A 23,289-nucleotide genomic window follows, 5' to 3' on the forward strand; every position below is an offset into this window, starting at 1 on the left:
GATCAGGCCTCGCCCAAGACGTGAATGGCCGGCCAGTCGTCAAGAACCGTGCTGGTCGAGAACGCGGTGAGATCGACGCCGCCGCCGGCGGCGAAATCAGAGGTCAGCATGCCCTGGCCCAGCATAGCGGCGATGATCTGGCCGCGGGTCTGGGACGCCGCATTGATGGTCTGCAAAACAAAGCCTTTGCAGGCGCCGCTGGCGCCGCCGGGGAGCGTGTAGGTCAAGTCCGATCCGTGCTGAGGAGCCAGGCCATAGCCGGTGACGACGCCGCCGCTCCAGATCAACGGCAGGGCGGTGTCGTCGTAGCGCAGGGCCGCCAGGTCGACGGGCTGGGTGGTGTCCGGAGGCCGCTGGGGCGTCGAGATGTCGAAGCCGCAGAGGGTGTCCAGCATCAAGGCCGCCGCGTTGGGGTCTTGAGGGCGCACCTCCGTGGCTTCGCGCCAAAGCGAGGCGGGCGCCGATCGGATTTTTGGATTTCTGCCGACGGTGTAGTCGGTCCAAACGCCGGCGCCGGCTGTTTCCTCCAGCCCCTTGCGCTGAACGATAATCTGCAGGTCCGAGCCGAACTGATCGCCCGCTATGCCCATGGGACCGATCGCCACCGCGGCGTTCCATGTCGTGTTGGGCAGGTCGGGCAGCGTGGTCATCGGCTTGGCGCCGTCGGCGAACGCCACGGTCTTGGCCGGCGCGGCCAGGTTGACCGACAGGACGGCGTTGTCCGGGGTCATGATCCATTGCGGTTCGCCGGACTTCATTTCCTTCGAGCGGTCGCGGAGCAATCCGTTCAGCGCCTGGATCGAGCATACCGCCGTGTCGGCGGGCAGGAACGAGGTGCGGAAATCGGACCACTTGAGGAACTGGCTGTCGTCGCTGTCGTCGCCGAATGAAACGGTGAAGGAGACCACATCCAGATCGATATGGGCGCTGCCCCCGAACGGCGGACCTTTGACGTCGAGGCCCACGCCCACGTGAACGCTGACCGTAACCGACGTGAACAGCAGATTTAGCCGGTAGGAAACGCCGATGCTGGTGTCGATATGGGCGACGTAGTGGAACGGCTTCCAATAGACGAGGAAGTCGGCGTCCGCGTCGAACCAGGCAGACAGGTCGCCGCTGGCCCAGTTGGCCTGCATCGATATGCCGGCCATCAGGCAATGCGGGGTCAGCGCGAAGTACGAAGAGCCCTTCACCGACAGGTTGTCGTTCACCTGCCAAAGCAATGACAGCCGCGCGGGGTCGGGATAGTGGGCCGGCCGCGAGAATTGCGGGTGGTAGCCGCCCATGCTGTAGACGAAGTCGCCGGCGTTGACCCCGTCGCCGTCCTTGAACCAGCTGTAAAAGCCAAAGCCGCCGCTCAGGACCGCCGCGCGCGAGAGCACATAGGAGCGTGGGCTCAACGCGCCGTCCACCTTCAGTGCGCTGCGGTCCGGGTCGAATTCGGCCATCAAGCCGACCTCGAAAAGCGCGACCGGGTCCGGCGCCTCCGGCGGCAGCGACGCGCGCGACAGCCCGAGGATTCCGATCTGGGTTGAGCGGCCGAACTCCAAGGTCAGAAGCGCGAAGGTTTCAACCAGCGTGAACGAGGTGAACTTCACCCCCGCCGCCAGCCAGCCCTCGCCGTTCTGCGCGCTGCAGTCGACATTCACCGATCGCAGAACGCCCTGCAGGTCCGCACCGGTGTCGAAGGGCGGCGGAGCGTTGGGCATCGCCGCCTTGACCAGCGAGAAGTTGGCGATGTCGGCCGCCGAGATCGGCAGTTGCAAGCGGCTGTTGTAGCCCATGCCGACGGCGACGCCTTCGACGAAGAAGGCGGGTGGTCCGCCGAGCGGCGGCTCGCGCGTCAAGCCGAAGACAAAGAGGCCTTCGGGATCGGTGAAGTATTCTCCGACCAGCGCGAATCCGAAGGCTTCCGTGGTCAGTTGGACTTGGCCGGCATAGCCGTTGTCGGTCCGCAGCAATCCGCCGCCGACCGTGACGGCGGGGCTGGCGTAGTCGATGGAAAGGCCCTGCAGGACGGGGCTCGGGGCGAAATGGTTGACCGGAGAACTCAATCCCAGCCCGGAGAAGCCGATGGTCACAGGCCCCAGGGCCATGCTCGCGTCAAATAACAGGCCGAGCTGGCCGTTTTGGTAGCGCATCCCCAGGCGGTCGATAGCGATCGGGCCGAAGGCGCGACCGACGATGAACCAGCGAGTGTTGTCGTTTTCCGGCGGCTGAGGCGGAGCGGGGTCGGCGCCCGGCAGAACGGGAGGCGGCGAGGGCGCATTGGTCCCCTGCAGGGGAACGGACAGCGCGATGCCGCTGGCCCCATCGAGAACCTTCAGCGACAGCGCCCCCCCAGGATCCAGCGCGCCCGCCGGCGGCGCCAGCGCTTGAGGCGGCAAGGCCGCGATCAGGCCGTTGACCACCTCCGCCGAAAGCGCCCCCGAGGTGACGAGCAGATCGACGCCCTGAATTTCCAAGGCTGGCGAGGGCAGGCGCGGACCTACGACTGGAAGCGTGTCCAAGCCGAGATGCAGTTCGAGTTCGGCCGCCAGAAGATAGGTCCAGGGCGCTGGATCCGGCGCCGCGGCGCCGTTGGCCGCGGCTGGCGCTGTCGGACGAGACGCCACGAAGCTGAGGCGTCCGTAGGTGGATGCGCCATCGACGATGTCGCAACTGATCGCCCAACTGTCCGACGGGCCGCCGATGGCCAGTCGACAACCGAGATTGCGCATCGCCAGCCCGTCGCAGGGCAGGGGGAAGTCCAAGCCGGCCATGGTCATCAGGCGTTCGATCAGGCGAACCAGTTCGACGTCCTGATTGGTCAATTCACCGACCAGCATCCAGCTGGACTGGCCGTTGGCGTCGGTGTTGTAGTCGCCGGCCAGTTGCACGATCGCGGGCGAAGCGCTGTCGCCGAGGTCCAGGGTGAGGCCGAGGCTGGCGGTCTGGGCGCCGGCGGTCCGGTTCAGGTGGAAGCTGGCGACGGTGAAGTCGAAGCCGTCGAACAGCGCCACCGGCGTGCTGGAGCTCCCCTGGATATCGAACGACTGCGACGGAAGGTAATGAACCTCCACGTCGTTCAGCGTGAAGTCGCGAAGCGTCTCGGGAAGATCGACGCCTAGGAGGATGTCCTCCAGCATGTCGCCGACGGCCAGCTCGGTGAACGTCACGTCGAATTCTGGCTGAGCGCCCCCGGCGACCACGATATCGACGCTGGCGTCGCCGATCCCGAACAGGCCTTCGACCCGCCAGTTCATCGCGCCGCTTTCATGTTCGCCGATGATCTGGAGATCCGTAAGCGTGATCGTCGCGCCGAGGATGTCGAGGTCCCAGCCCGAGCCGCACTCGATCAGGAACTCGTAGTCCCCGGTGTTCCAGTTGCCGCTCAGTTCCAGGTCGAGGATGTCCAACGCGTCGTGACCCGCCGGCAGGCCCAACTGCTTGGTGATCGCGTCCAAGCTGATCGACGAGCCTGGCGACATGACCAAGCCCAGGTCTCCGGCCTGCGGGTCGATGAACAACTCGAACGCCGCATCGCCCAGGAGCCAGTCGCCTCTGATCTCCAGCGTGGCGGCTCCGTGTCCGGAAGCGTCGCGCGACACCTCCACGCCGAACACAGGCCGCACACTGACGAGCGAGGGGATCAGATCCCAGGTCCCGCCTGAAATCTCCACGGCGATCGAGGCGTTGGCCGGCGTCGCCAACGGCAGGCTGACGGCGATCTGGGTGATCCCCATGCTCGCGACGCCCTGCAATTGGGTCGGCAAGAGACTACCGAGGTTGTCCAGGCCCGCCAGGGACAGCAGCCATTCGGGACCAAGCGGGGTGGCGAAACGGCCGGTCAGCATCGCCGTTCCGTCGCCCAGCGGCGCGTCCAGGCGAACCAGGACCTCCGGCGTCGCGGAGCCGGCCTTCTCGAAACCGACCACCAGCGAGAAGCCAGGCGGGGTGACCCCCGACAGGTCCAAGCCTCCGCGGATGGTGAGGGCGCGGACATCCATGGCCAGGTCGTCGAACGGCAAACGGATCGCCGGGCGGTTGGCGGGGGCGAAGATATGCGTCAGTTCGGCGACCGGTTCCCAGCTGTACGGGTCCAGTCGCAAGGCGCCGGTCACGGCGAAGTCGCCCGAGCCCGCCATCGCTTTCAGATCGTCCCAGGCCCCGCCGCCGGCGCCGGTCGCCAGGAAGGCGGTCCAGAAGTCGCCCGCGAAGCTTAGGGACGCCGAGATATTGAGCCCGGCGACCGTGGAAACGGCGGGCCTGTCGGTCGCGGCAAGACTGCACTCCAACGGCGGCGCCGCGCCGGTGGCCGCGGCCACGGCCGCGAAGTCGTAGGTGCTCAGCAGAAGTTGCGGGCCATTCAGCGTGACGGCCTGGAAGAAAGCTTGCCGTTGCTGGGCCGTGAGACCGCCGCCGCTCACGAGGCCGGGCGGGGCTTTCGGCATTCCCAGTTGATCGAAGGTGATCGACGCGGGCGGATTGACCAGCCGCAGGACCAACTCCAACTCCGCGTTCGCCTGTTGCCCGGTTTGCCAGGACGCGAAGAACGTCGCCTCGACCTGCAGGTTCGACAGGGCGCCGATCGCGGTGACGCCGGTGATGCGCAGGTAGGTGTCATCCGAGGTTATCGTCGGGCTGGCGATGCTCAGCGGCGTCGTCTGCAGCAGACACTGGATGGAGGCGCTCAGGGCGGGATCGCCCAGGGTCGCGGCGTCGAAAACAACGGGCGTCAATCCGCCGCTCGGCCCGATCTTCGTCTTCAGCGTGTCGAGAACGGGGAAGGTCATTTGGCGACGACCGGCGGGCTGCACCCATAGTCGGCCCAGGTCCAGCCGTTCTTCGTGAGCTTCTTCTCCGCCGCGTCCGTCAGGCGCTTTTCAACCGCTTTGGCGGCGGCGCCTCCAGGCCCGCCATCGGAATAATTGATCGAAAATAAAACTGCCCAGTATAGAGCTCGATACTGAAATATATCGAAGCTTTCTCTCTGCGCTTCAATCAGATGGTCGAATACCTTGATGGTCTGTCCTGCACCTGAAGCCGCGTTCTTGAGGTAAATCTTATAGCGTATGCCAAGACCGATGGGTAACGGAAGGCTCACCATGGCTCGGATTTCCTCGTAGAAGCTCTGGCGGGACTTGCCAGTCCGGGTCAATGCGTCTCGAACAGGCTGTGGCAACCCCGCATAAAAGACGTCCGCGCCGCTGCGTAGGGACTGAATGATCTTCGTGGCGAAGGTCAGGAAATCAGGCCAGTCAGTCTCGGGCCATCCGACCGCTTTCAAGGCCGCCTTGTCCGCGGCGGTGAACTGGCTGCGCGAGACGCCCTGGGTGGGCAGTTGATAGGCGGTGATCTTGGCGACCAGGTCGTCCGGCCGGGTGCGTTGGGCGTTTTCGATCGCCAATTGCTCGGTGTTGGCGTGTTTTGAACCCGAGACGAAGTTCTCGAGCGCTTCGTTGCCGCCGTCGCCATGCCCGTAGAGATGGCACCACTCCTGGTCGGTTCGAAGCTGCGGCAGCCAGGCCGCCACCAATACGGTCGGTCGTGCCCGCAGGCCCTCGCTGAAGATCTGCCATGCCGTGGATGCGAAAGGGTCGTGCTTGTCCCCGGCTTCGTTCAGCACGTCGCGAACCAGGTGGGTCGCGCTGCCGTCGCTTTCATAGCCGAGCGCGGTGAAGGCGGCCTTCATCACGTCGCCCGCGTCCAGGCGCTCGCCCTTTGAGCGGGCCTTCAGAGGAACGCCGGACGGGCTCCCGAGATTGGCCACGCTCCAGTCGCCCTTCTTCTTTTTTCGCAGTAGAGTATATGCCTTGTATTTCGCCAACAGGGTGTTCTTGCTGCTTATCTGCGCCGCTCCGGCGGATAGATCCCCGCCGCCGTTGGAGATTGAAGGCTGAGGCAATGTATCCGTAGGGCGGTTTTTCTTATTTTGAACGGTTGCGGCGTCCGTCTTCCATTTCTTCCAATAGGAAAAGCCGGGGAGCCTGGTCGGAACAAGCTCAAAGCCTTGGGGCTGGATGCTAAACTTATAGCGTCGCGCGGGATCCAGTCCCATGGCGGCGGCGAAGATCATGTTGTCACAGCGCCACAGGTAGTCGGCCTCGTCGCTCTTGTCGGCTCGAGCTTCGCCGCCTCCGCCGCCGCGCGAACTACCGGGCAGCTTGGGTTGAGCGCCAACCATCTGACCTGTGGGAAGGTCGTAGCGATACACCGCCGTGCGATTGACCTTGACCAATTCGCCCGTCCAGCCATTGGCGGTCTGGGTGAACAGTTTTGACGCCTCGCCAACCTCCACCAGCAGCAGCGGCGGGGCGACTGGTATCCAAATCCAGCGGTGTGCGATGTCGAAGGCGACGCAGTTTGGGAAGTCGCATCCAGGCGACGGCGCCAGCTTCAATTCGGCGTCGGCCGGCGATTGCGACTGGGCGATCGCGGACATGTCCAGCAAGTCGAGATGCCGCATCTTCTGGAACAGCGGCAGCCCGGCGGGAACGTGTGTGCCATCGGCGGTCGGTGGCGCGCTCTTCAAGTCCTGGCCGTTGTCCTGGACACGATAGAATGGTCCTGAGAACTGCGCGTTGAGCTTGACGACAACATTTATGAGCGCCTGCTTTATAGCGCTGTCCGAGAAAGCGGAATTCAGCGTGAACAGCGTGCCCATCAGCTTGTTGTCGGGCCCGGCTTTCTTCTGATCAATGTTCATGACCAGCTGGGGAACGACAGGCGGCGCGAAGCCATATCTGTAAAACGGCTTGAGGATAGCCGCGTTCGGATCCCTGACGAAGTTGCGCGTGACGAGACCAGGCTCTTGAATGTTCTGAGCGGCCAGTTCGTCGGTGATCAATTTGGTGACCTGAGCTTCGGAAAATGTCAGGCCGCGCAGGGTGTTGAGATCGTCTGTCGCCGCCACCGGGTCGAAAGCCGACGCCGGCAGCGGCGTGTTGTCTTCGTCGTCGGTGTCGTCGTCGACGGCGTCCGCCCGACCGTCGGCGGCGGCGGGGTCGGGCTCGGGGGGAATGTCGTCCATCGCGACCAGCTTGGTGACGAAGAGTTGCATGGTTCAGGCTCCACGCCGCGGGACGGTAAGGGGGGCGGCCGACTTGGCGGCCGATGTCATGCCGTCGACACCGATCGGACGGCCGTGGGGGCGAGGTCGCGGAAAGAAGGTCATGCCGCGCCGTGCCGTGGCGAGGGCGGGACTGGATCCTCGAGCATGCGAATAATCACGTCCTCAAGGGCCCGCGCGCGCAGTTTCAAGACCCCGGAGACGGTCTCCACGAGCGCTGAGAGCAATGTTGCGTAGATTACGATGGTAAAGACAAGGCCGATCGCAACATCCAAGACTGGGCCGAACATCAAGTCTCCGACGTGCACGAGAAAAGAGACGCGCGACGGCGAAAGCCGCGGCGTGCGGTGTGATGAAAAGCTTGGAGAGGGTTAGGTTTCGACCGGGCCCAACGAGGCGGAGTTGTGTAAAGCGCGCGTTGCTAAAAAAAAGGCGCGGTCGCAAATCCACACTTCATCTATCTCCCCCGAGATCAGAAGTCGTACACAATCTTAGGCTTAACGACTGGTCTGGTGAGTCGCAATCCATGTTCTACCTTTGGTCGTTTCGCGGCGCGAAAGGGAGGTCGTCGGCGGGCCCGCGATCGACGGGGCGACATGAGCGGGCGGCCTGAGATTGCTGCTCCATTCATGGGATTTGCTCTAAGTCGCCGCCACGCGCCGTAACGGCCGTAAGGGTAGGCTGGAGGCGGCGCTGTCCGCTCCGGCAGGGGCTGCGGACGCTTCGCCCATGCGATCATGATCTCGCATGGATGAGCGGCCGGACACGTGGGACGAGGGGTTAGCCCTCGCCCTTCGGCAGGAAGGGGGCCCAGGCCTCGACCAGCACGCCCGGAACGGCGCTGGCCAGCGCGATGTGCCCGTTCACGAACTCCAGCCGCAGGCGCATGCCCGCCAGACCCACGCCCGTGGGCGGCGCGGCGCCGTCCGGCAGGCCGACGCCGTAGTCGCGGATCGACAGCAGGACCATTTCGCCGGCCTGGCGCAGGCCGATCGTGGCGCGCGGACTGCCGGAGTGGCGATGCACGTTGGCCAGGGCTTCCTGGGCGACACGGTACAGCGCGACCTCGGTTGTCCGGGCCATCTTTGGAAAGTCGTCGGCGATGTCGATCTGCAGGGCCAGTCCCGTGCGGCGCGCGAAACCCTCGGCCATCTGCCGAATAGCGGGACCAAGGCCCATCTCCTCCAGGGCCGGCGGGTGCAGCACGTAGGACAGGCTGCGGATCTCCTCCAGGGCGTGGACCAGCAGGGCCTCGACCTCGGTCCGGACCTTCTCGGCGCGGCCATCGACCTTCATCGCGCCCAGCATCAGTTTGGCGCCGGTCAGGTACTGGGCCGTGCCGTCGTGAAGCTCGCGCGCGATACGCCGGCGTTCGTCGTCCTCGGCGTGCAGCAGCGCGGCGGTGGCCCGGCCCAGGGCGGCCTGGGCATGACGCTGAACGGTGATGTCTTCGTGCGCCAGGATCACCAGGGTCCGGTCGTCGCGAGAGATGCGCGTGAAGGTCACCCTGACCCATATCGGACCGTTGGTCAGGAAGATCTGATACTCGTAGCGCAAAGGTCCAGGCTCGCCGGCCAGCAGGTCTCGCAAGCCTTGCCTGGCCTCCGACGCGTCTGGCGCGTCCAGACTCTCGCAGAACGAGATGTAGTTGAGGCCTAGTCCATAGTTCTCCAGCTCAAGTTCGTTGAAATCGACGAACTGCATCCAGGCGTCATTAACCGCGATGATTTCGCACTCGTCGTTGAGGATCGCGACATTGGCCGTGACACTGTCGATTATTGATTCGTGCAAACTAAAGGCGGACCATTCGCTCATCTCGTGAGCCGTATGCATTTCGGTATTTAGCCCTATGTTTTGACTGTTAATGTCACGCGGTCCTGCGCGCAGGATCCACGCGATCGGTCCGCGATGAGAACCGACTTGGCTTACCGCCCCGCGCCTGAAGTTTCGACTTATATTTCGAGCCTGGCGGCGGGTCGCGTACTGAACACCGTCACGAAATGTGAAACCTAGATCTCGGGTGTTGAACGTTCAGGACGGGCGTTCGCCGCAATCGCACGTTCGCAAGGGGTCTATTGTAGGAGGTTCGGGTCGCGAAGCTAAGGTTCCAGGCCGGCATAGACCGTTGAGCCGGGAGCGCCGGGCTGACGCAACACCTGGCGGCGCAGCCTGGGGTCGAAGCTGATGTGCACGCAGCGGCTCTTCTCGTAGATCAGTTGATCGAACTTCAGCCCGCTGTCGCGAACGCATTTGGCGACCTCGAGATCGGTCATGCCGTCGACATGGAAATCGGCGGCGTGGCCCAGGGCGTGGGCCGAGGTGGGCGCCCCGCCGACCGCGGCGTTGACCTGCGGATTGCGATAGGCGCTGGTGATCTCGATCGGTCGGTTGAACAGCGCTCGGACGGTCTCCATGCGCTCGGCCAGGTGCTTGAGATTCTCCAAGTGCGCCGGCGGCGGGTCGTTCTTGACCCCCATCGACAGCGCCTTGCTGGAGATGGTGAACTCCTCAAGCGAGAAATGCGCGCTGAGTTTCATGGCCGCCCCCTCTTGGTCGCGGAAGGTTAGCGATTAGTCGGCACAATCCAAGCGCGAATTTCGAGAGCTCCGACTACTGAATCTGGCCGTAGTGGCGGGCGACTGTGAAGTAGATCGGCGGGTATGGTGGCGTAGCGCCGTTTCCGGAATCCCGGCAGGATGAACCCGTGTCCGACCAGTTCTCCCTCTTCGATGCGCCGCCCGTCACCGATCGGCTGTTCTTCGCGATCTTTCCCGATCCGGCGACGGCGGCCTGCATCGCCGAGCGCGCCGACGCGCTCCGCGCCGCCCATCGGCTGAACGGGCGGCCGCTGGCCCCCGAGCGATTTCACATCACCTTGCATCACCTGGGCGACCACGCCGGGGTGCGACGCGACATAGTGGCGATGGCCGGCCAGGCGGCCGAGGCGATCAGGACCGCGCCGTTCGAGGTTGTCTTCGACCGCGCCGCCAGTTTCCACAACGGCGGCAACAATCCGTTCGTCCTGCAGGGCGGCGAGGGGCTGGACGCCTTGAAGGTCTTCCAGCGCGACCTGGGCCTGGCGATGGCGCGGGCGGGGCTCGGTAAGCTGGCGGACAAGAGTTTCACGCCGCACGTGACGATGCTTTACGACAGGCAACTGGTCGCCGAGCAGGCTATCGCGCCCGTCAGATGGACCGTCGGCGGTTTCACCTTGGTCCACAGCCTGCTGGGCCGGACCGAGCACGTCGCGCTGGGAAATTGGACGCTGCGCTGAAGAGCGGACAGCAATTTTTCGGTCAAGCTGAACCAATCGCGGCGTGGCGCATTGTCTAGCTGTATCCCCCCTTTGATTTGAACTGGCCCCGGAGCCTCCAAGCTCCGGGGTCTTTGTTTTCAGACGATCGCCGCCGGCTCGAGCAGGGCCGCGACGTTACGCAGGGCCTCGCGCAGAAGCGACGCCTTGGCCGGGCCGCCCAGCGAGATGCGCAGACCGGCGGGATGGTCGGATGTCGCGGCGAAGGCGTCGGCCGTGACCAGGGCCAGGCCGCGCGCGGCCGCCAGCGTGCGAAGCCCGCCCGCGTCGAGGCCCGTCGGCAGGTCCAGCCAGACATGAAGGCCCTCGGCGTCGCCGCGCGCGGCGGGCAGGATCTCAGCGGCGATGGCGCGGCGGGCGCGAGCTTCCAGCCGCACGCCGGCCAGGATGCGGTCGGCGGTCCCGTCGCGGATCCAGCGGACGGCGACGGCCGTGGTCAGGGGCGAGCCCATCAGGGTCGTGGCGTGCAGGGCGTCGGCGATCCGCGCGGCCATGGGTCCGGCCGGCGCCGCCAGGAAGGCGGTGCGCAGGCCGGGCGTCAGGGTCTTCGACAGCGTGGCGATATGGAAGGTCCGCTCCGGCGCCAGGGAGGCCAGGGCGGGCAGGGGGCTGTCGAACAGCCGGCTGTAGGGATCGTCCTCGATCAGCCAGGCCTCGCTCGTGTCGACGATGGCCGCCACCGCGCGACGTCGCGCCGATCCCATGGTCGTGGCGACCGGGTTGCGGGTGGTCGGGACCAGATAGACGGCGGCCGGCTGCTCTTCGGCGCAAAGCCGCGCCAGGGCCTCGGGCAGGAACCCCTGGTCGTCGACCGGGCAGGCGACCAGCCGCAGGCCCAGGCGCTCGGCCAGGGCGATGATTCCGGGATAGGTGAGGGGTTCGACGATGACGCAGGCGCCGGGCTTGGAGCCGGATTGGAAGCTGGATCGGGTGATCGTCGTCAGGATGGCGGTCAGGGCTGATTGGACGCCCGGGCAGACGACGATCCGCTCCGCTCCGACCTCTCCGAGCACCGGCGCCAGCCAGGCCGCGCCGGCGGCCCGCTGGCCCGGCGTTCCCGGGCCGGCGTGGTAGGCCATCAGGGTCGCCACCTCCGTGCGATCGAGGATGGCGGCGGTCGTCTCCTTGAGCAGAGCCGCCAGCGACACGCCTTGGGGCGGCGGCGGCAGGTTCATGCTCAGATCGACCAGCCCGGCCTCGTCGTCGACGGCCCGACGGCGCACGAAGGTGCCGCGGCCCACCGCGCCCTCGACCAGGCCGCGCGCCCGGGCCGCGCCATAGGCGCGGGTGACCGTGGTGAAGTCGATGCCGAGTTGGTCGGCCACGGCGCGCTGGGGCGGCAGTTGGTCGCCGGGCTGCAACTCGCCTTCGCGGACCGCCGTCTCAAGGGCCTCGACCAGCGCCAGATAGATCGGCCGGCCGCCGCCCGCGCGGAGGTGTCTCAGCCAGCCGCCCGTGGGGCGATCGCGGGTCACGGTTGCTTTTCCATGATGCAATACATACATTCAGTCAAGAATGTATGCAACAAGGCTCGCATTGTATGGAACGGCCCCTGATCACCCATTTCGAGCGCCCGACGAGTCTCCAGGCCGGGTTGCTGTGTCGTTGTCCGCGGTGCGGCCAGGGCAAGCTGTTCGGCGGTTTCCTGCGTTTGGCCAAGGGTTGCGAACGTTGCGGGTTGGACTACGGCTTCGCCGACCCCGCCGACGGCCCGGCCTTCTTCGTCATGACCGGCGTCGGCATCCTGGTGATCACGGTCTGGGCCTGGGCGGTGATCGCCTTGAGCCCGCCGCTGTGGGTGCAGTTCGCGACCGTCTTTCCGGCCCTGCTGATCGGCTGCCTCGGCGCCCTGCGGCCCGTGAAGGCCTGGCTGGTCGCCGAGCAATATATCCACAACGCCAGCGAAGGCGGCGCCTCCAGCGTCCAGAAGCGCTAGCGGAGGGGACGCCCACGGCGGGGGCGGGGCGGGCATCCCCTCCATCGCGCCGCCCGGAAGCGACGCGCGACCCCGTCCGCTGGGCGAACGGGGCATGCGGGATCACCAGTTGAACAGCGTGCCGTCCTCGAGGCGGTTCACCGGCAGGCTGGCGGGGCGATAGGGGAACTGCGCGGCCAGGTCCTCGTCGATATCGACGCCGTGCCCAGGCGTTTCGCCCGGATGCAGTTCACCGCCCTTGAAGGTGTAGGCGTGCGGGAACACCCGGTCGGTGTCGACGGTGTGGCGCATATATTCCTGGATGCCGAAGTTGGGGACCCACAGGTCGAAATGCAGGGCCGCGCCCATGCAGACCGGCGACAGGTCGGTGGCGCCGTGGAAGCCGGTGCGGACGTTGTTGATCTCGGCCAGGCCGGCGATGCGCTTGAGATGCGAGATCCCGCCGGCATGGACGATGGTCGTGCGGATATAGTCGATCAGTTGCTCGTCGATCAGCTGCTTGCAGTCCCAGATCGAGCTGAACACTTCGCCCACGGCCAGGGGCGTGGTGGTGTGCTGGCGGATCAGGCGGAAGCTGGCCTGGTTCTCGGCGGGGGTGACATCCTCCAGCCAGAACGGGCGGTAGGGCTCCAGGTCCTTGCCCAAGCGGCCGGCCTCGATCGGGGTCAGGCGGTGATGGCTGTCGTGCAGCAGGTGGACCTCTTCGCCCAGCGCCTTGCGGGCGGCCTCGAACAGCTTGGGCACGGTGGGCAGGTACCTGGAGGTCGACCAGACGTTCTCGGTGGGAACCGCCGCGTCGGCGGGTTCGTAGAACAGCTTGTCGCCGGAAACGCCGTAGGTGCTGGCCAGGCCTGGAACGCCGGTCTGCAGGCGGATGGCCTTGTAGCCCATGGCCTTGTAGTTCAGCGCTTCGTTGATCGTGTCCTCGATCGTCGCGCCGTTGGCGTGGCCATAGACCATGACCCCGGTGCGGCTGGCGCCACCGAGCAGTTGGTAAAGCGGCAAGCCGGCGATCTTGGCCTTGATGTCCCACAGCGCCACGTCGACGGCGGCGATGGCCGACATCGTCACCGGACCTCGACGCCAGTAGGCGCCTCTATAGAGAAACTGCCAGATGTCCTCGATCTGGTGGGCGTCGCGGCCGATCAGGCAGGGGATCACGTGCTCCCGCAGATAGGCGACGACCGCCAGCTCTCGCCCGTTCAGGGTGGCGTCGCCGATGCCGTGGACGCCGTCCTCGGTGGTGATCTTCAGGGTCACGAAATTACGCCCGGGGCAGGTGACGATGACCTTGGCGTCGGTGATTTTCAGCATTCGGCTCTTCCGTAAATCCTGACCGGGCGGCCGCCGTTTCCGACCGTCCAGCGCTCCCGCTTGTCCCCCGAAGGATTCGCGAAAGGGTTTAAAAGTGGCCTGGCCAATTGCGTCGTTTCTCAACCGAGTGTCAAGCGGGCGGCGGTCGACCCCGCGCTTCGCGCCTGACTTCTCGAACACTTTCTGAAGTAAATTCGCCAACTATAATGGCTACTTGGCCCTAGGATCTCAAAATTTCGGAAACCGGTGTCATCGATTTCGACGGAGAGGCCAGGGGAATCTCTTGAAAGTGGCCTGGCCACTTGCTAGGGTTTTGGCTCATCGGCGCGGTCGCCAAGGCCGCAAACAAGTCGAGACAAACAAGAAGGGGGAGATCCAATGAACCGGCTGTTCTGCTGCGCGTCCACGTCCGCGCTCCTGTTGGCGGTGTCCACGCCCGCTTTCGCGCAGACCGCGCCCGACGCCGTCTCGCTCGACGAGGTTGTCGTCACCGCCCAGAAGCGGGCGGAGAACGTCCAGAACGTGCCCCTGGCGGTTTCGGTGGTCACGGCCCGGCAGCTGGAAAGCGCCGGCGTCAAGGAGTTCACCGACGTTTCGCGGGTCGCGCCGTCCCTGACCATTCGCCAGGCCGACCAGCCGATCAACGCCTCGGTGGCGCTGCGCGGCATTGGCACCTTCGCCTACGGCATCGGCGTGGAGCCCAGCGTCGCGGTCCAGCTGGACGACGTGCCGGTCTCGTTCCAGGCCCGGGCCTTCTCCGACCTGACCGACGTCGAGCGCATCGAAGTGCTGCGCGGCCCGCAGAGCACACTGTACGGCAAGAGCGCCTCGGCCGGCCTGATCAATATCTACACCCGCGATCCCAGCGCCGAGTTCAGCGTGCTGGCCAACGCCCTGGCCACCGACGATCACGAGTATCGCGGCGCGATCAGCCTGTCGGGTCCGATCGGCGAGACCCTGGGCTATCGGATCAGCGCCAGCCGCAGCGAATATGACGGCAACGTCAAAAACCTCTACGACGGCCAGAAGGTCAATGGCCGCGACGAAACCTCGATCCGCGGCAAGCTGCTTTGGCGGCCGATCGACGACCTGAGGGTCACGCTGGACGCCAGCTATATCGACGGGGTGGCCACTTCGAACGCGACGATGCGCGTCTATACGCCCGGGGCGACCCTGCGCGGCGCGCCGGGCCTGACCGCCGACGTCACCATGCCCGGCGTCGTGCCCGGCGAGGAGAACCTGGCCGTCAGCAACGACACGCCGCCCTACGCCAAGAGTGAAGGCTTCGGCCAGTCGCTGAAGGTCGAGTACGAGCTGCCCAAGGACTTCACCCTGGTCTCGATCACCTCGCACGACCAGTTCCGCCTGGACGACCAACTGGACTCCGACCGGACGTCCTATTCCGGCATCAAGAACTTCCAGGGCGGCTATTTCAAAGCCAAGGCCAACACCCAGGAGCTCCGCCTGCTGTCGCCGGGCGACAGCGCGTTCCGCTACACCTTGGGCCTGTTCTACGGCGACAACGACCTGCGCCGCAGCTTCAAGCGGGGCCCGATCTTCTCGCTGGCCCAGTGGTACGCCAGCGCGACCTCCGAGAACGTGGCCGCGTTCGGTCAGGGCGAATGGACCTTCGCGCCGAAGACGACGGCGATCGTCGGCCTGCGCTACCAGAAGGAGGACATCGGCTACACGTTCAACGACATCCAGAACGGCAACGCCAAGTTCTCGGGCGGCGATTCCGACAAGTCGGCGACCTACCGCCTGGGCCTACGCCACCAGATGACCGACGACGTCATGCTGTTCGGCTCGTACGCCACCGGCCACAAGGGCCAGACCTACGACCTGACCACGGGCTTCAACCAGGCCCGCGCCGATGTCGGCCCGATCAATCCCGAGGAGTCCAAGTCGTTCGAGGCGGGGATCAAGAGCCAGCTGCTCGATCACCGCATCCAGCTGAACGGCACCGTCTTCCATGTGAAGTACAACGACTATCAGGCCCAGGGCATCGACACGATCGGCGGCGCCCAGAACTTCCGCCTGGCCAATGTCGGCAAGGTCCTGACCAAGGGCGTGGAGGTCGAGGCCAACGCGATCGTCACCAAGGACCTGCGCTTCAACGCCTCGGTCGCCTATGTCGACGCCAAGATCACCTCGTTCCCCAAGGCCGCCTGCTGGCCAGGCCAGACCGCGGCCCAGGGCTGCGTCGCGGGCTCGCCGTCGTACCAGGACCTGAAGGGCGCGACCCTGCCCAACGCGCCCAAGTGGAAGATGAACGTCGGCGCGGACTTCACCCAGCCGATCGGCGACTACGAGATGCTGTTCTCGGCCGCCTACGCCTATCAGACCAAGGTCAATTTCTCGCTGAACACCGACCCGGGCACCGTCCAGAAGGCGTATGGCGTGCTGAACGTCTCCGGCGGCTTCCGTAAGCCGGACGGCGGCTATCAGGTCGTGGCCTTCGTCAACAACGTCTTCGACAAGAGCTACGGCGTGAACGGCGCCAACCAGTTCGGCAACTTCGGCAGCCAGACGGTCACCGAACTGCAGCCGGCGCGTGACTTCCACCGCTATGCGGGCGTGCGCCTGTCGCTTTCCTACTAGGGCGTTCTCCCAGGGCCCTACGCGGCGGGCTCGACGGCCCGCCGCCTTTCTTTCTGCTCCTGGCGGCGGGATTCGCCGCTAGGCTTAAGTTCAAAAGACGGTTCAAACAGGCGAGGGCGTACGGATGGCGGACAATTCGCGGAACGACGGCGAGACCCGGCGCGGTCTGGTCACCCGCCGAGGCGCGGTCGGCGTGACCGGCGGCATGGTGCTGGCGGGCGTGGCGGCCGGCGCGAGTCAGGCCCAGGCGCGGGCCTCCCAGCCGCGTCCCGCCAGCGGCGTTCCCAGCATTCTCTATCCGCACGAGAGCGTCACGCGCTCGACCAAGAGCCTGGCCGCGACCTGGCGCTTCCGCGCCGACCCCAAGGACGTCGGCGAGGCCGAGGGCTGGCAGACGGGGCTCAAGGACTTCCGCCTGATCCCGGTTCCGGCCAGCTGGAACGACATCTTCGACGACGTGCGCAACTATGTGGGCTCGGCCTGGTACGAGACCGACTTCCGCGTCGACAAGGGCTGGGCCGGCCAACGGATCCACCTGCGCTTCGGCTCGGTGAACTACACCGCCAAGGTCTGGCTGAACGGCAAGCCGCTGGGCGGTCATGTCGGCGGCCACCTGCCGTTCGCTTTCGACATCACCGACACGGTGTCGATCGACGGCGACAACGTGCTGACCGTACTGGTCGAGAACAAGATCCAGCTGGACCGTGTGCCCTCGACGCCCGACCGGACGCGCTGGCACATGCACACCGTCCACTTCCCGCAGACCGCTTACGACTTCTTCCCCTATGCCGGCATCCACCGCCCGGTGCTGCTGCACGCCACCCCCGACGTCCACCTGAAGGACGTGACGGTGAAGACCAGTCTCGACGGCAAGGTGTCGATCGAACTGGAGGCCAGCGCGGCCTGGTCGGGCAAGGCCAGCGTGGCGATCTCGGACGACAGGGCCGAGCAGAAGGGCTCGGCGATCCTGACCGGCGGCAAGGGTTCGACGGTGGTGTCGCTGAAGAATCCGAGGCTCTGGAGCCCGGATGACCCGCACCTCTACACCCTGACCATCCGCCTGGAGAACGGCGCGGCGCCCGACGAATACGCCCTGAAGATCGGCGTGCGCACCATCGAGGCCAAGGGAGACAAGCTGCTGCTGAACGGCAAGCCGGTGTTCCTGCGCGGCTTCGGCAAGCACGAGGACTTCCCGATCCACGGCCGCGGCCTGGACGTGCCCTCGATCATCCGCGATTTCCAGCTGCTGAAATGGATCGGCGGCAACAGTTTCCGCACCTCGCACTATCCGTATAGCGACGAAGCGATGATGCTGGCCGACGAGCACGGCCTGCTGGTCATCGACGAAACCCCGGCTGTCAGCCTGGTGTTCGCCGATCCGCCCGAGATCCAGGAAGCCCGCTCCAGGCAGCTCCGCCAGGACATCACCGACCTGGTCCGGCGCGACAAGAACCACCCCTGCGTGATCATGTGGTCCCTGGCCAACGAGCCCCTGGTGAAGCCCTTCCACACCACCGATCCCGAGCCGCCCGGCGGCAACGAGACCGGTCTGAAGTTCTTCTCGCCGCTGTTCGATCTGACCCGTCAGTTGGACAGCACCCGGCCGGTGACCATCGTCAGCGTCCAGGGCGGTTCGACGGACTGGCAGGCCCTGGGCGACGTGGTCTGCGTCAACTCCTACCAGGGCTGGTATTCGCTGTCGGGCCAGTTGGACCTGGCCGAGGAGGCGCTGAAAAGCGACGTGGCCAAGTTGCGCGCTAGCCATCCGAACAAGCCGATCATGTTCACGGAGTTCGGGGCCGACGCCGTGGCCGGCATGCACGCCCATCCGCCGGAGATGTGGACCGAGGAATACCAGGCCGACATGGTCGAGATGTATATCCGGGTGCTGGCCGACTACCCGTTCATCTTCGGCACCCATCCGTGGGCCTTCGCCGATTTCCGCACCTCGCAGAGCATCATGCGGGTCGGGGCGCTGAACCATAAGGGCTTCTTCACCCGCGAGCGGAAGCCCAAGCTGGTCGCCCACCGCACCCGCGCGCTGTGGAGCACGCCCGCCAAGGTTTGAACCGCCCCGTGACCGAGCCCGCCGCCGACTCGAGAAAGCTGCGCCAGCAGATCGCCAACCTGATCGCGGCCTCGATCCGCGACGGGCGCTGGGCGACGGGCGAGCGTCTGCCGTCCGAGCGGGACCTGGCCGACGACCATCGGGTCAGCCGCCCGACCATCCGCGAGGCGATGATCATCCTGGAGGCGCGCGGCCTGGTCCAGGCGCGGCACGGGGCAGGGGTCTATGTCACCGACGCCCCGCGCCCCGAGGTCTCGGCGCCGCAATTGGAGGTCAGCGCCTTCGAGCTGGTCGAGGCCCGGCGGCTGGTCGAGGGCGACGCCTGCGCCCTGGCCGCGGCGGTGATGACGGACGCGCAGCTCGACGAGCTGACGGTCATCCTGCACGACATGGCCGAGGAGCACGATTTCGGGGCGCTGGCCGACCTGGCCGACCGGCGCTTCCACGTCGCCATCGCCAAGGCCAGCCGCAACGGCGTGCTGGTGGCCATGGTCGAGAACCTGTGGGACCTGCGCTACCAGCCGACCCGTCGCGACCTTCTGGAGCGGGCGGGGCGGATGAGGGCCCAGCCGCTGGTCAATGACCACCAGGAGATCCTGGACGCTCTGAAGGCCCGCGACCCCACCGCCGCTCGCGGGGCGATGCGCGAGCATCTGGGCCGGGTGATCGAGAACCTGATGGCCGTGGCCGAGGCCGACGCCCTTCAGGACGCCAGGGCCCGGATCCAGGCGCGCCGCAGCGAGGTGGCGCGCCGCGCCGACGTCTAGGCCCGCTCTAGGAGGGCCGACCCGAACACAGCGGCGCTGCGACGATCTCGGCCAGCACCGTGCGGTCATGGGCCTGGGCGCGCTGGCGGTAGTGGTCCAGATGATGCGGGACCAGGACGGCCAGGGCCGTGGCCGCGCCGCCGGCGATGATCGCCACCGGCCAGGCGCCCAGCAAGGCCCGCAGGCCGCGCGCCGAGGCTCCGGTCAGAAGGGCCAGCAGTCCCAGCGCGCAGCACAGCATGGCGAGGACCTAGGCCGGAACGGCTTCGGCGTGGCAGGCCTTGGCGGGCGCGGCGTCCTCGTATTCGTCATGGCGGCGCATCCAGTCGCCCATGTTGCCGGACTCGTTGCGGCCCAAGGGCGCGCGGTCGAGGATCATGTAGGTCCCGATCAGTTCCTCGCCGCCGCGGCCATAGCTGGAATAGGTGTGGAACACCTGGCCGGCCTCGTCCTTGTAGAATGCGCTCATGCCCGGTAGCTCGTTGGCGTCCTCGCCGGCGGGCTCGAAATTGTAGGTTGCGCCGGCCGCGATGGCGTCAGGCGTGAACGACACGCCGAAGTCGTAGTTGAATTCGCCGCCGAACGACGAGACCCACGGGAATTTCCAGCCCATCCGGGCCTTGTAGGCGGCGATCTTGTCCAGCGGCGCGCGTGACACGGCGATCAGGGTCACGTCGTGATGGTTCAGGTGGGGCAGGGTTCCGTCGAGGTGGTCGGCCAGGAACGAGCAGCCCGGGCAGCCGGCCTCCCATTCGGGCGGCAGCATGAAGTGGTAGATCACCAGCTGGCTGCGGCCGTCGAACAGTTCGGCCAGGGTCTTGCGTCCGCTCGACGTGTCGAACCCGTAGGCCTTGTCGACCTTGACCCAGGGCAGGGCCAGGCGTTCAGCGGCGTTGCGATCGCGCAACCGGGTTTCTTCCTTTTCGTGGATCAGCAGCGCCTTGCGCGCTTCCAGCCATTCCTCACGCGACGCGACCTTGGGGTTCGCCATCGTCCTTCTCCTCAATCGTGAGCCCGCTCAGCCGCGTGGCCTTGACAAATAGCGTTGATATCAACATAATCGAACCGTGTCAAAGCCGCTGCAAGTTCCCTACGCCGCCACCCTTCATGTGAAGGACACCTGCCTGTGCCTGCACGCCCAGCGCGCGGCGCGGGCGCTGGCGCGGCGTTTCGACGAGGCCCTGCGCGAGTTCGGGATCACCAGCGGCCAGTTCTCGCTGCTGATGTCGCTGAACCGGCCGGAGCCGCCGACCATCGGTTCGGTGGCCGGCCTGCTGGCCATGGACCGCACCACCCTGACCGCCAATCTCAAGCCTCTGGAGCGCCGCGGTCTGCTGACGGTCAGCGTCGATCCCGATGACCGTCGCAGCCGACGCTTGGCCCTCACCCCGGCCGGCATGGCGCTGCTGGCCCGGGCCCTGCCGGTGTGGACGCGGACCCACGCGGACGTCGAGGCGGATCTGCCCGCCGGCGGCGACGCCCTGCGCGCGGGCCTGCTGGCCCTGGCCTGATCGCCCGTCGTCTTCAGCGCCGCTGGGGCGTTCGCCCCGGCCTTTTTCCGTTTTGCCCGATGGCGCGCGATCCCTAGTCTGTCAGACTCGAGAATCTGACGCGCACGGAGCAATCAAGCGTGACGACCACGATCTACGGCATCAAGGCCTGCGACACGATGAAGAGGGCGCGGGACTGGCTGGACGGTCACGGGATCGCCTACGCGTTCCACGACTACAAGGCCGTCGGCGTCGATCGTTCGCGCCTGGAGGCCTGGAGCAAGGCCGTGGGCTGGGAAACCCTGCTCAACAAGGCCGGAACGACCTTCCGCAAGCTGCCCGACGCCGACAAGCAGGGGATCGATCAGGCCAAGGCCATCGACCTGATGCTGGCCAACCCGTCGATGATCAAACGGCCGGTTCTTGCAACGGGCGATCAACTGCTGGTCGGATTCAAGCCTGACGTGTATGGTCGCGCCATGGGTTCGGGGGGCTGAATGGACGCCCAGATCGATCTGGTCATCTTCGACTTCGACGGCACGCTGGCCGACAGCACGGCCTGGGCCATCCGCGCCGTGCGTCCGCTGGCCGAGCGCTTCAAGTTCAAGGCGGTCACCGAGGACGAGATCGCCATGCTGCGCGGCCGCACCAGCCGCGAGATCATCGCCTATCTGGGCCTGCCCCTGTGGAAGGTTCCGCTGGTCGCCGCCCACGGCAAGAAGATGATGGCCGCCGACGCCCACGCGATTCCGCTGTTCTCGGGCACCGGCGACCTGCTGCGCGGCCTGTCGGCGGCGGGGCTGCGGCTGGCGATCGTCAGCTCCAATTCCGAAGTGACCATCCGCTCGATCCTGGGCGCGGAGCTGGCCGGGCTGGTCGACCACTACGGCTGCGGCGCGGCGATCTTCGGCAAGGCGGCCAAGTTCCGGTCCGTGGTCAAGGCCGCGCGAATTCCCAAGGACCGCGTGCTGTGCATCGGCGACGAGACCCGCGACATCGAGGCGGCGCGCGAGGCGGGCCTGGCCTGCGGGGCCGTCGAATGGGGCTACGCCACCCGCCGCGCCCTGGCCGATCACGGCCCGACCATGATGTTCGCGGCCATGGACGAAATTATTTCCCGGGTCGCCGCATCCAATCACGGGGTCGGCGCCGACTAGTCTTCAGAAACGGCGCGAAGGGTCGCGGCGATCTGGAGATGAGAACGATGGAAGACGTTTCTTCCCACTGGTGGTTGATCGTCCCGCTGAGCTGGATCGTGTTCGGCGCCTTTCAGGGCTGGCTGCGCTATCAGGCGCGCCGCGACGCGCTGGATGTCCTCAAGTCCTATGCCCAGACCGGCCGCGAGCCGCCGCCTGAACTGGTGGCCAAGCTGAACGCCGGCTGCACCCACTGACATTCGCGGCGCGGCCCCTGACATTTCGTGGCGCGCCCTCGGAGACCAAGACCATGGAAGACCTCTTTCGATCCTACTGGTGGCTGATCTTTCCGCTCAGCTGGTTCGTGTTCGGCGGCTACCAGAGCTGGCTTTCGTACAAGGCCAATCGCGACACGCTGGACCTGATCAAGTCCTACGCCCAGTCCGGGCGCGAGCCCCCTCCCGAGTTGCTGGCCAAGCTCAACAAACGGTGGAACGACGGCGATGAGTTCGACGAGCGACCGCGTCATCGCTATCGCCGCCACCGTCAGCGCACCTGGTACCAGGTGGTGCTGTTCGCGACCCTGGGCGCGGGCTTCGCCTACGGCGCGGCCACCGACCTCTATGGCGCGGGCGAGGGCTTCACCATCGTCGCCTTCGTGATGGCCGCGCTGAGCCTGGCCTCGATCGTCTCGATCCTGGTCGATCGGGCGCCGAGGGACTGATGGATGCGCCGCTGGTCCAGGCCGCGCGGGGCGGATCGCAATCCGCCTTCGCCCGGCTGGTGGCGGCGCACGAGCGATCCTTGCGCGGGTTCCTGCGCAAGAGCGGCTTCGGCGACGCCGACGACATCGCCCAGGAGGCCTTCCTGGCGGCCTGGGCGAGCCTGGATCGACTGCGCGACGACGAGGGGTTTCGCGCCTGGCTGTTTGGCATCGCCTGGCGCAAGGCGCTGGATAGCAGCCGATCCGCCCGCCGCGCCGCCCGTCGCGACCAGGCCTGGCGCGAAGACCGGGCCCAGGACGCGCCGCGCCAGGCCGATCCGGCCGACCGCATGGCGCTGGAGGCGGCGCTGGCCGACCTGCCGCCGGATCAGCGGGCCTGCGTCACCCTGTGCCTGGGCCAAGGCTGGTCGCACGGCGAGGCGGCCGAGACGTTGAACCTGCCCCTGGGCACGGTGAAGTCGCATGTGAACCGAGGACGTGAGAGACTGCTGGCTGTATTGGGAGACGCGTCATGAGCCCCGACGATCGTTTGGCCGCTTTCCTGACCGAGGACGCCGCTCCAGCGCGGCCGACCGTGGACGCGATGTTCGTCGCCGAGGTGATGCAAGCCGTGGCGCGGCGGGAACTGCGGGTGAAGCTGGCCTCCGCGGCCGTGACGGCCCTGGCGGCCGGCGCGGTGCTGTGGGCCTGCGCCCCGGTGCTGAACGTGGCGGTCCAGGCGCTGGCGCCCGTCCTGCTGCCGGCGGCGGGGATTCTGACCTTGGCGGCGGCCGCCAGCGTGTTCGGCGGACAGGTCTTGGGCCGTCGCTAGCCACGAGGCTCTGAAGGGAATCGTTTGAGTTTTTCGAGAGGGCGCTAGCCTTACGAAAGTTTCATCCGACCCGGCGCC

20 protein-coding genes are annotated in these 23,289 nt (G+C 66.5%); 12 read left to right on the forward strand and 8 right to left on the reverse strand.

Annotation, left to right across the window (positions count from 1 at the left end; all coding sequences use genetic code 11):
- Positions 1-2: 2 nt before the first annotated feature.
- The 4 genes from ASD21_RS02990 to ASD21_RS03010 form a co-directional block, all read right to left on the reverse strand.
- Positions 3-4,775, reverse strand: a complete 4,773-nt coding sequence (locus tag ASD21_RS02990) for a DUF6603 domain-containing protein (RefSeq protein WP_156398271.1) — start codon at positions 4,773-4,775, stop codon at positions 3-5.
- Positions 4,772-7,042, reverse strand: a complete 2,271-nt coding sequence (locus tag ASD21_RS24415) for a hypothetical protein (protein ID WP_056436570.1) — start codon at positions 7,040-7,042, stop codon at positions 4,772-4,774. Before ASD21_RS24415 ends, ASD21_RS02990 begins: the two co-directional genes overlap by 4 nt.
- Before the next feature lie 789 nt (positions 7,043-7,831).
- A complete protein-coding gene (locus ASD21_RS03005) occupies positions 7,832-8,842 on the reverse strand; it encodes a PAS domain-containing sensor histidine kinase (RefSeq protein ID WP_056436575.1) in 1,011 nt (336 codons plus the stop codon).
- Between the two features lie 308 nt (positions 8,843-9,150).
- The gene (locus tag ASD21_RS03010; RefSeq protein ID WP_056436578.1) at positions 9,151-9,588 is read right to left on the reverse strand and encodes a D-Ala-D-Ala carboxypeptidase family metallohydrolase; all 438 of its coding nucleotides are present in this window, start codon (positions 9,586-9,588) and stop codon (positions 9,151-9,153) included.
- Between the two features lie 167 nt (positions 9,589-9,755).
- Here ASD21_RS03010 and ASD21_RS03015 point away from each other — a divergent pair, with 167 nt between their 5' ends.
- Positions 9,756-10,325, forward strand: coding sequence for a 2'-5' RNA ligase family protein (locus tag ASD21_RS03015; RefSeq protein ID WP_056436580.1), 570 nt, complete (start codon positions 9,756-9,758; stop codon positions 10,323-10,325).
- A 119-nt stretch (positions 10,326-10,444) separates the two neighbouring features.
- Here the strand turns inward: ASD21_RS03015 and ASD21_RS03020 are convergent, their stop codons facing one another.
- Positions 10,445-11,839: an aminotransferase-like domain-containing protein gene (locus ASD21_RS03020; RefSeq protein WP_235524826.1), complete on the reverse strand. Its 1,395-nt coding sequence runs from the start codon at positions 11,837-11,839 to the stop codon at positions 10,445-10,447.
- Between the two features lie 65 nt (positions 11,840-11,904).
- On the opposite strand from ASD21_RS03020, the gene ASD21_RS03025 reads away from it, so the two are divergent.
- The gene (locus ASD21_RS03025) at positions 11,905-12,300 is read left to right on the forward strand and encodes a DUF983 domain-containing protein (RefSeq protein ID WP_056436586.1); all 396 of its coding nucleotides are present in this window, start codon (positions 11,905-11,907) and stop codon (positions 12,298-12,300) included.
- 102 nt (positions 12,301-12,402) lie between these two features.
- Here ASD21_RS03025 and manD read toward each other — a convergent pair whose 3' ends face one another.
- Positions 12,403-13,614: a D-mannonate dehydratase ManD gene (gene manD, locus ASD21_RS03030; protein ID WP_056436590.1), complete on the reverse strand. Its 1,212-nt coding sequence runs from the start codon at positions 13,612-13,614 to the stop codon at positions 12,403-12,405.
- Between the two features lie 378 nt (positions 13,615-13,992).
- Here manD and ASD21_RS03035 point away from each other — a divergent pair, with 378 nt between their 5' ends.
- The 3 genes from ASD21_RS03035 (at position 13,993) to ASD21_RS03045 (ending at position 19,050) form a co-directional block, all read left to right on the forward strand.
- Positions 13,993-16,215: a TonB-dependent receptor gene (locus tag ASD21_RS03035; protein WP_056436593.1), complete on the forward strand. Its 2,223-nt coding sequence runs from the start codon at positions 13,993-13,995 to the stop codon at positions 16,213-16,215.
- Between the two features lie 124 nt (positions 16,216-16,339).
- Positions 16,340-18,283, forward strand: a complete 1,944-nt coding sequence (gene uidA / locus ASD21_RS03040; RefSeq protein ID WP_056436597.1) for a beta-glucuronidase — start codon at positions 16,340-16,342, stop codon at positions 18,281-18,283.
- A gap of 8 nt (positions 18,284-18,291) precedes the next feature.
- A complete protein-coding gene (locus tag ASD21_RS03045) occupies positions 18,292-19,050 on the forward strand; it encodes a FadR/GntR family transcriptional regulator (protein ID WP_056436600.1) in 759 nt (252 codons plus the stop codon).
- A 7-nt stretch (positions 19,051-19,057) separates the two neighbouring features.
- On the opposite strand, the gene ASD21_RS03050 is transcribed toward ASD21_RS03045, so the two are convergent.
- Both ASD21_RS03050 and ASD21_RS03055 read right to left on the reverse strand, forming a co-directional pair.
- Complete coding sequence (locus ASD21_RS03050; protein WP_056436603.1) at positions 19,058-19,291, reverse strand: hypothetical protein; 234 nt, start codon at positions 19,289-19,291, stop codon at positions 19,058-19,060.
- Between the two features lie 9 nt (positions 19,292-19,300).
- Positions 19,301-20,041 (reverse strand): DUF899 domain-containing protein, encoded by a 741-nt coding sequence (locus tag ASD21_RS03055; RefSeq protein WP_056436606.1) that lies wholly within the window; start codon positions 20,039-20,041, stop codon positions 19,301-19,303.
- Between the two features lie 76 nt (positions 20,042-20,117).
- On the opposite strand from ASD21_RS03055, the gene ASD21_RS03060 reads away from it, so the two are divergent.
- From ASD21_RS03060 to ASD21_RS03090, 7 genes are all read left to right on the forward strand, one after another.
- On the forward strand, positions 20,118-20,561 hold the full coding sequence (locus ASD21_RS03060; protein ID WP_056436609.1) for a MarR family winged helix-turn-helix transcriptional regulator: 444 nt from the start codon (positions 20,118-20,120) through the stop codon (positions 20,559-20,561).
- 119 nt (positions 20,562-20,680) lie between these two features.
- Complete coding sequence (locus ASD21_RS03065) at positions 20,681-21,037, forward strand: ArsC family reductase (protein WP_056436613.1); 357 nt, start codon at positions 20,681-20,683, stop codon at positions 21,035-21,037.
- Positions 21,038-21,697 (forward strand): HAD hydrolase-like protein, encoded by a 660-nt coding sequence (locus ASD21_RS03070; protein ID WP_056436616.1) that lies wholly within the window; start codon positions 21,038-21,040, stop codon positions 21,695-21,697. It begins immediately after the preceding gene.
- A gap of 47 nt (positions 21,698-21,744) precedes the next feature.
- On the forward strand, positions 21,745-21,933 hold the full coding sequence (locus ASD21_RS03075) for a hypothetical protein (protein ID WP_056436619.1): 189 nt from the start codon (positions 21,745-21,747) through the stop codon (positions 21,931-21,933).
- 53 nt (positions 21,934-21,986) lie between these two features.
- Positions 21,987-22,400 (forward strand): hypothetical protein, encoded by a 414-nt coding sequence (locus tag ASD21_RS03080; protein WP_056436622.1) that lies wholly within the window; start codon positions 21,987-21,989, stop codon positions 22,398-22,400.
- A complete protein-coding gene (locus tag ASD21_RS03085) occupies positions 22,400-22,915 on the forward strand; it encodes an RNA polymerase sigma factor (RefSeq protein ID WP_056436625.1) in 516 nt (171 codons plus the stop codon). Before ASD21_RS03080 ends, ASD21_RS03085 begins: the two co-directional genes overlap by 1 nt.
- Positions 22,912-23,211 carry a hypothetical protein gene (locus ASD21_RS03090; protein ID WP_056436628.1) on the forward strand — a complete coding sequence of 100 codons (300 nt, stop codon included), beginning with the start codon at positions 22,912-22,914 and terminating at the stop codon, positions 23,209-23,211. Before ASD21_RS03085 ends, ASD21_RS03090 begins: the two co-directional genes overlap by 4 nt.
- The last annotated feature ends 78 nt before the right edge of the window (positions 23,212-23,289 follow it).

The organism is Caulobacter sp. Root1455, assembly GCF_001426905.1.
In the GTDB taxonomy this organism is placed as follows: Bacteria; Pseudomonadota; Alphaproteobacteria; order Caulobacterales; family Caulobacteraceae; genus Caulobacter.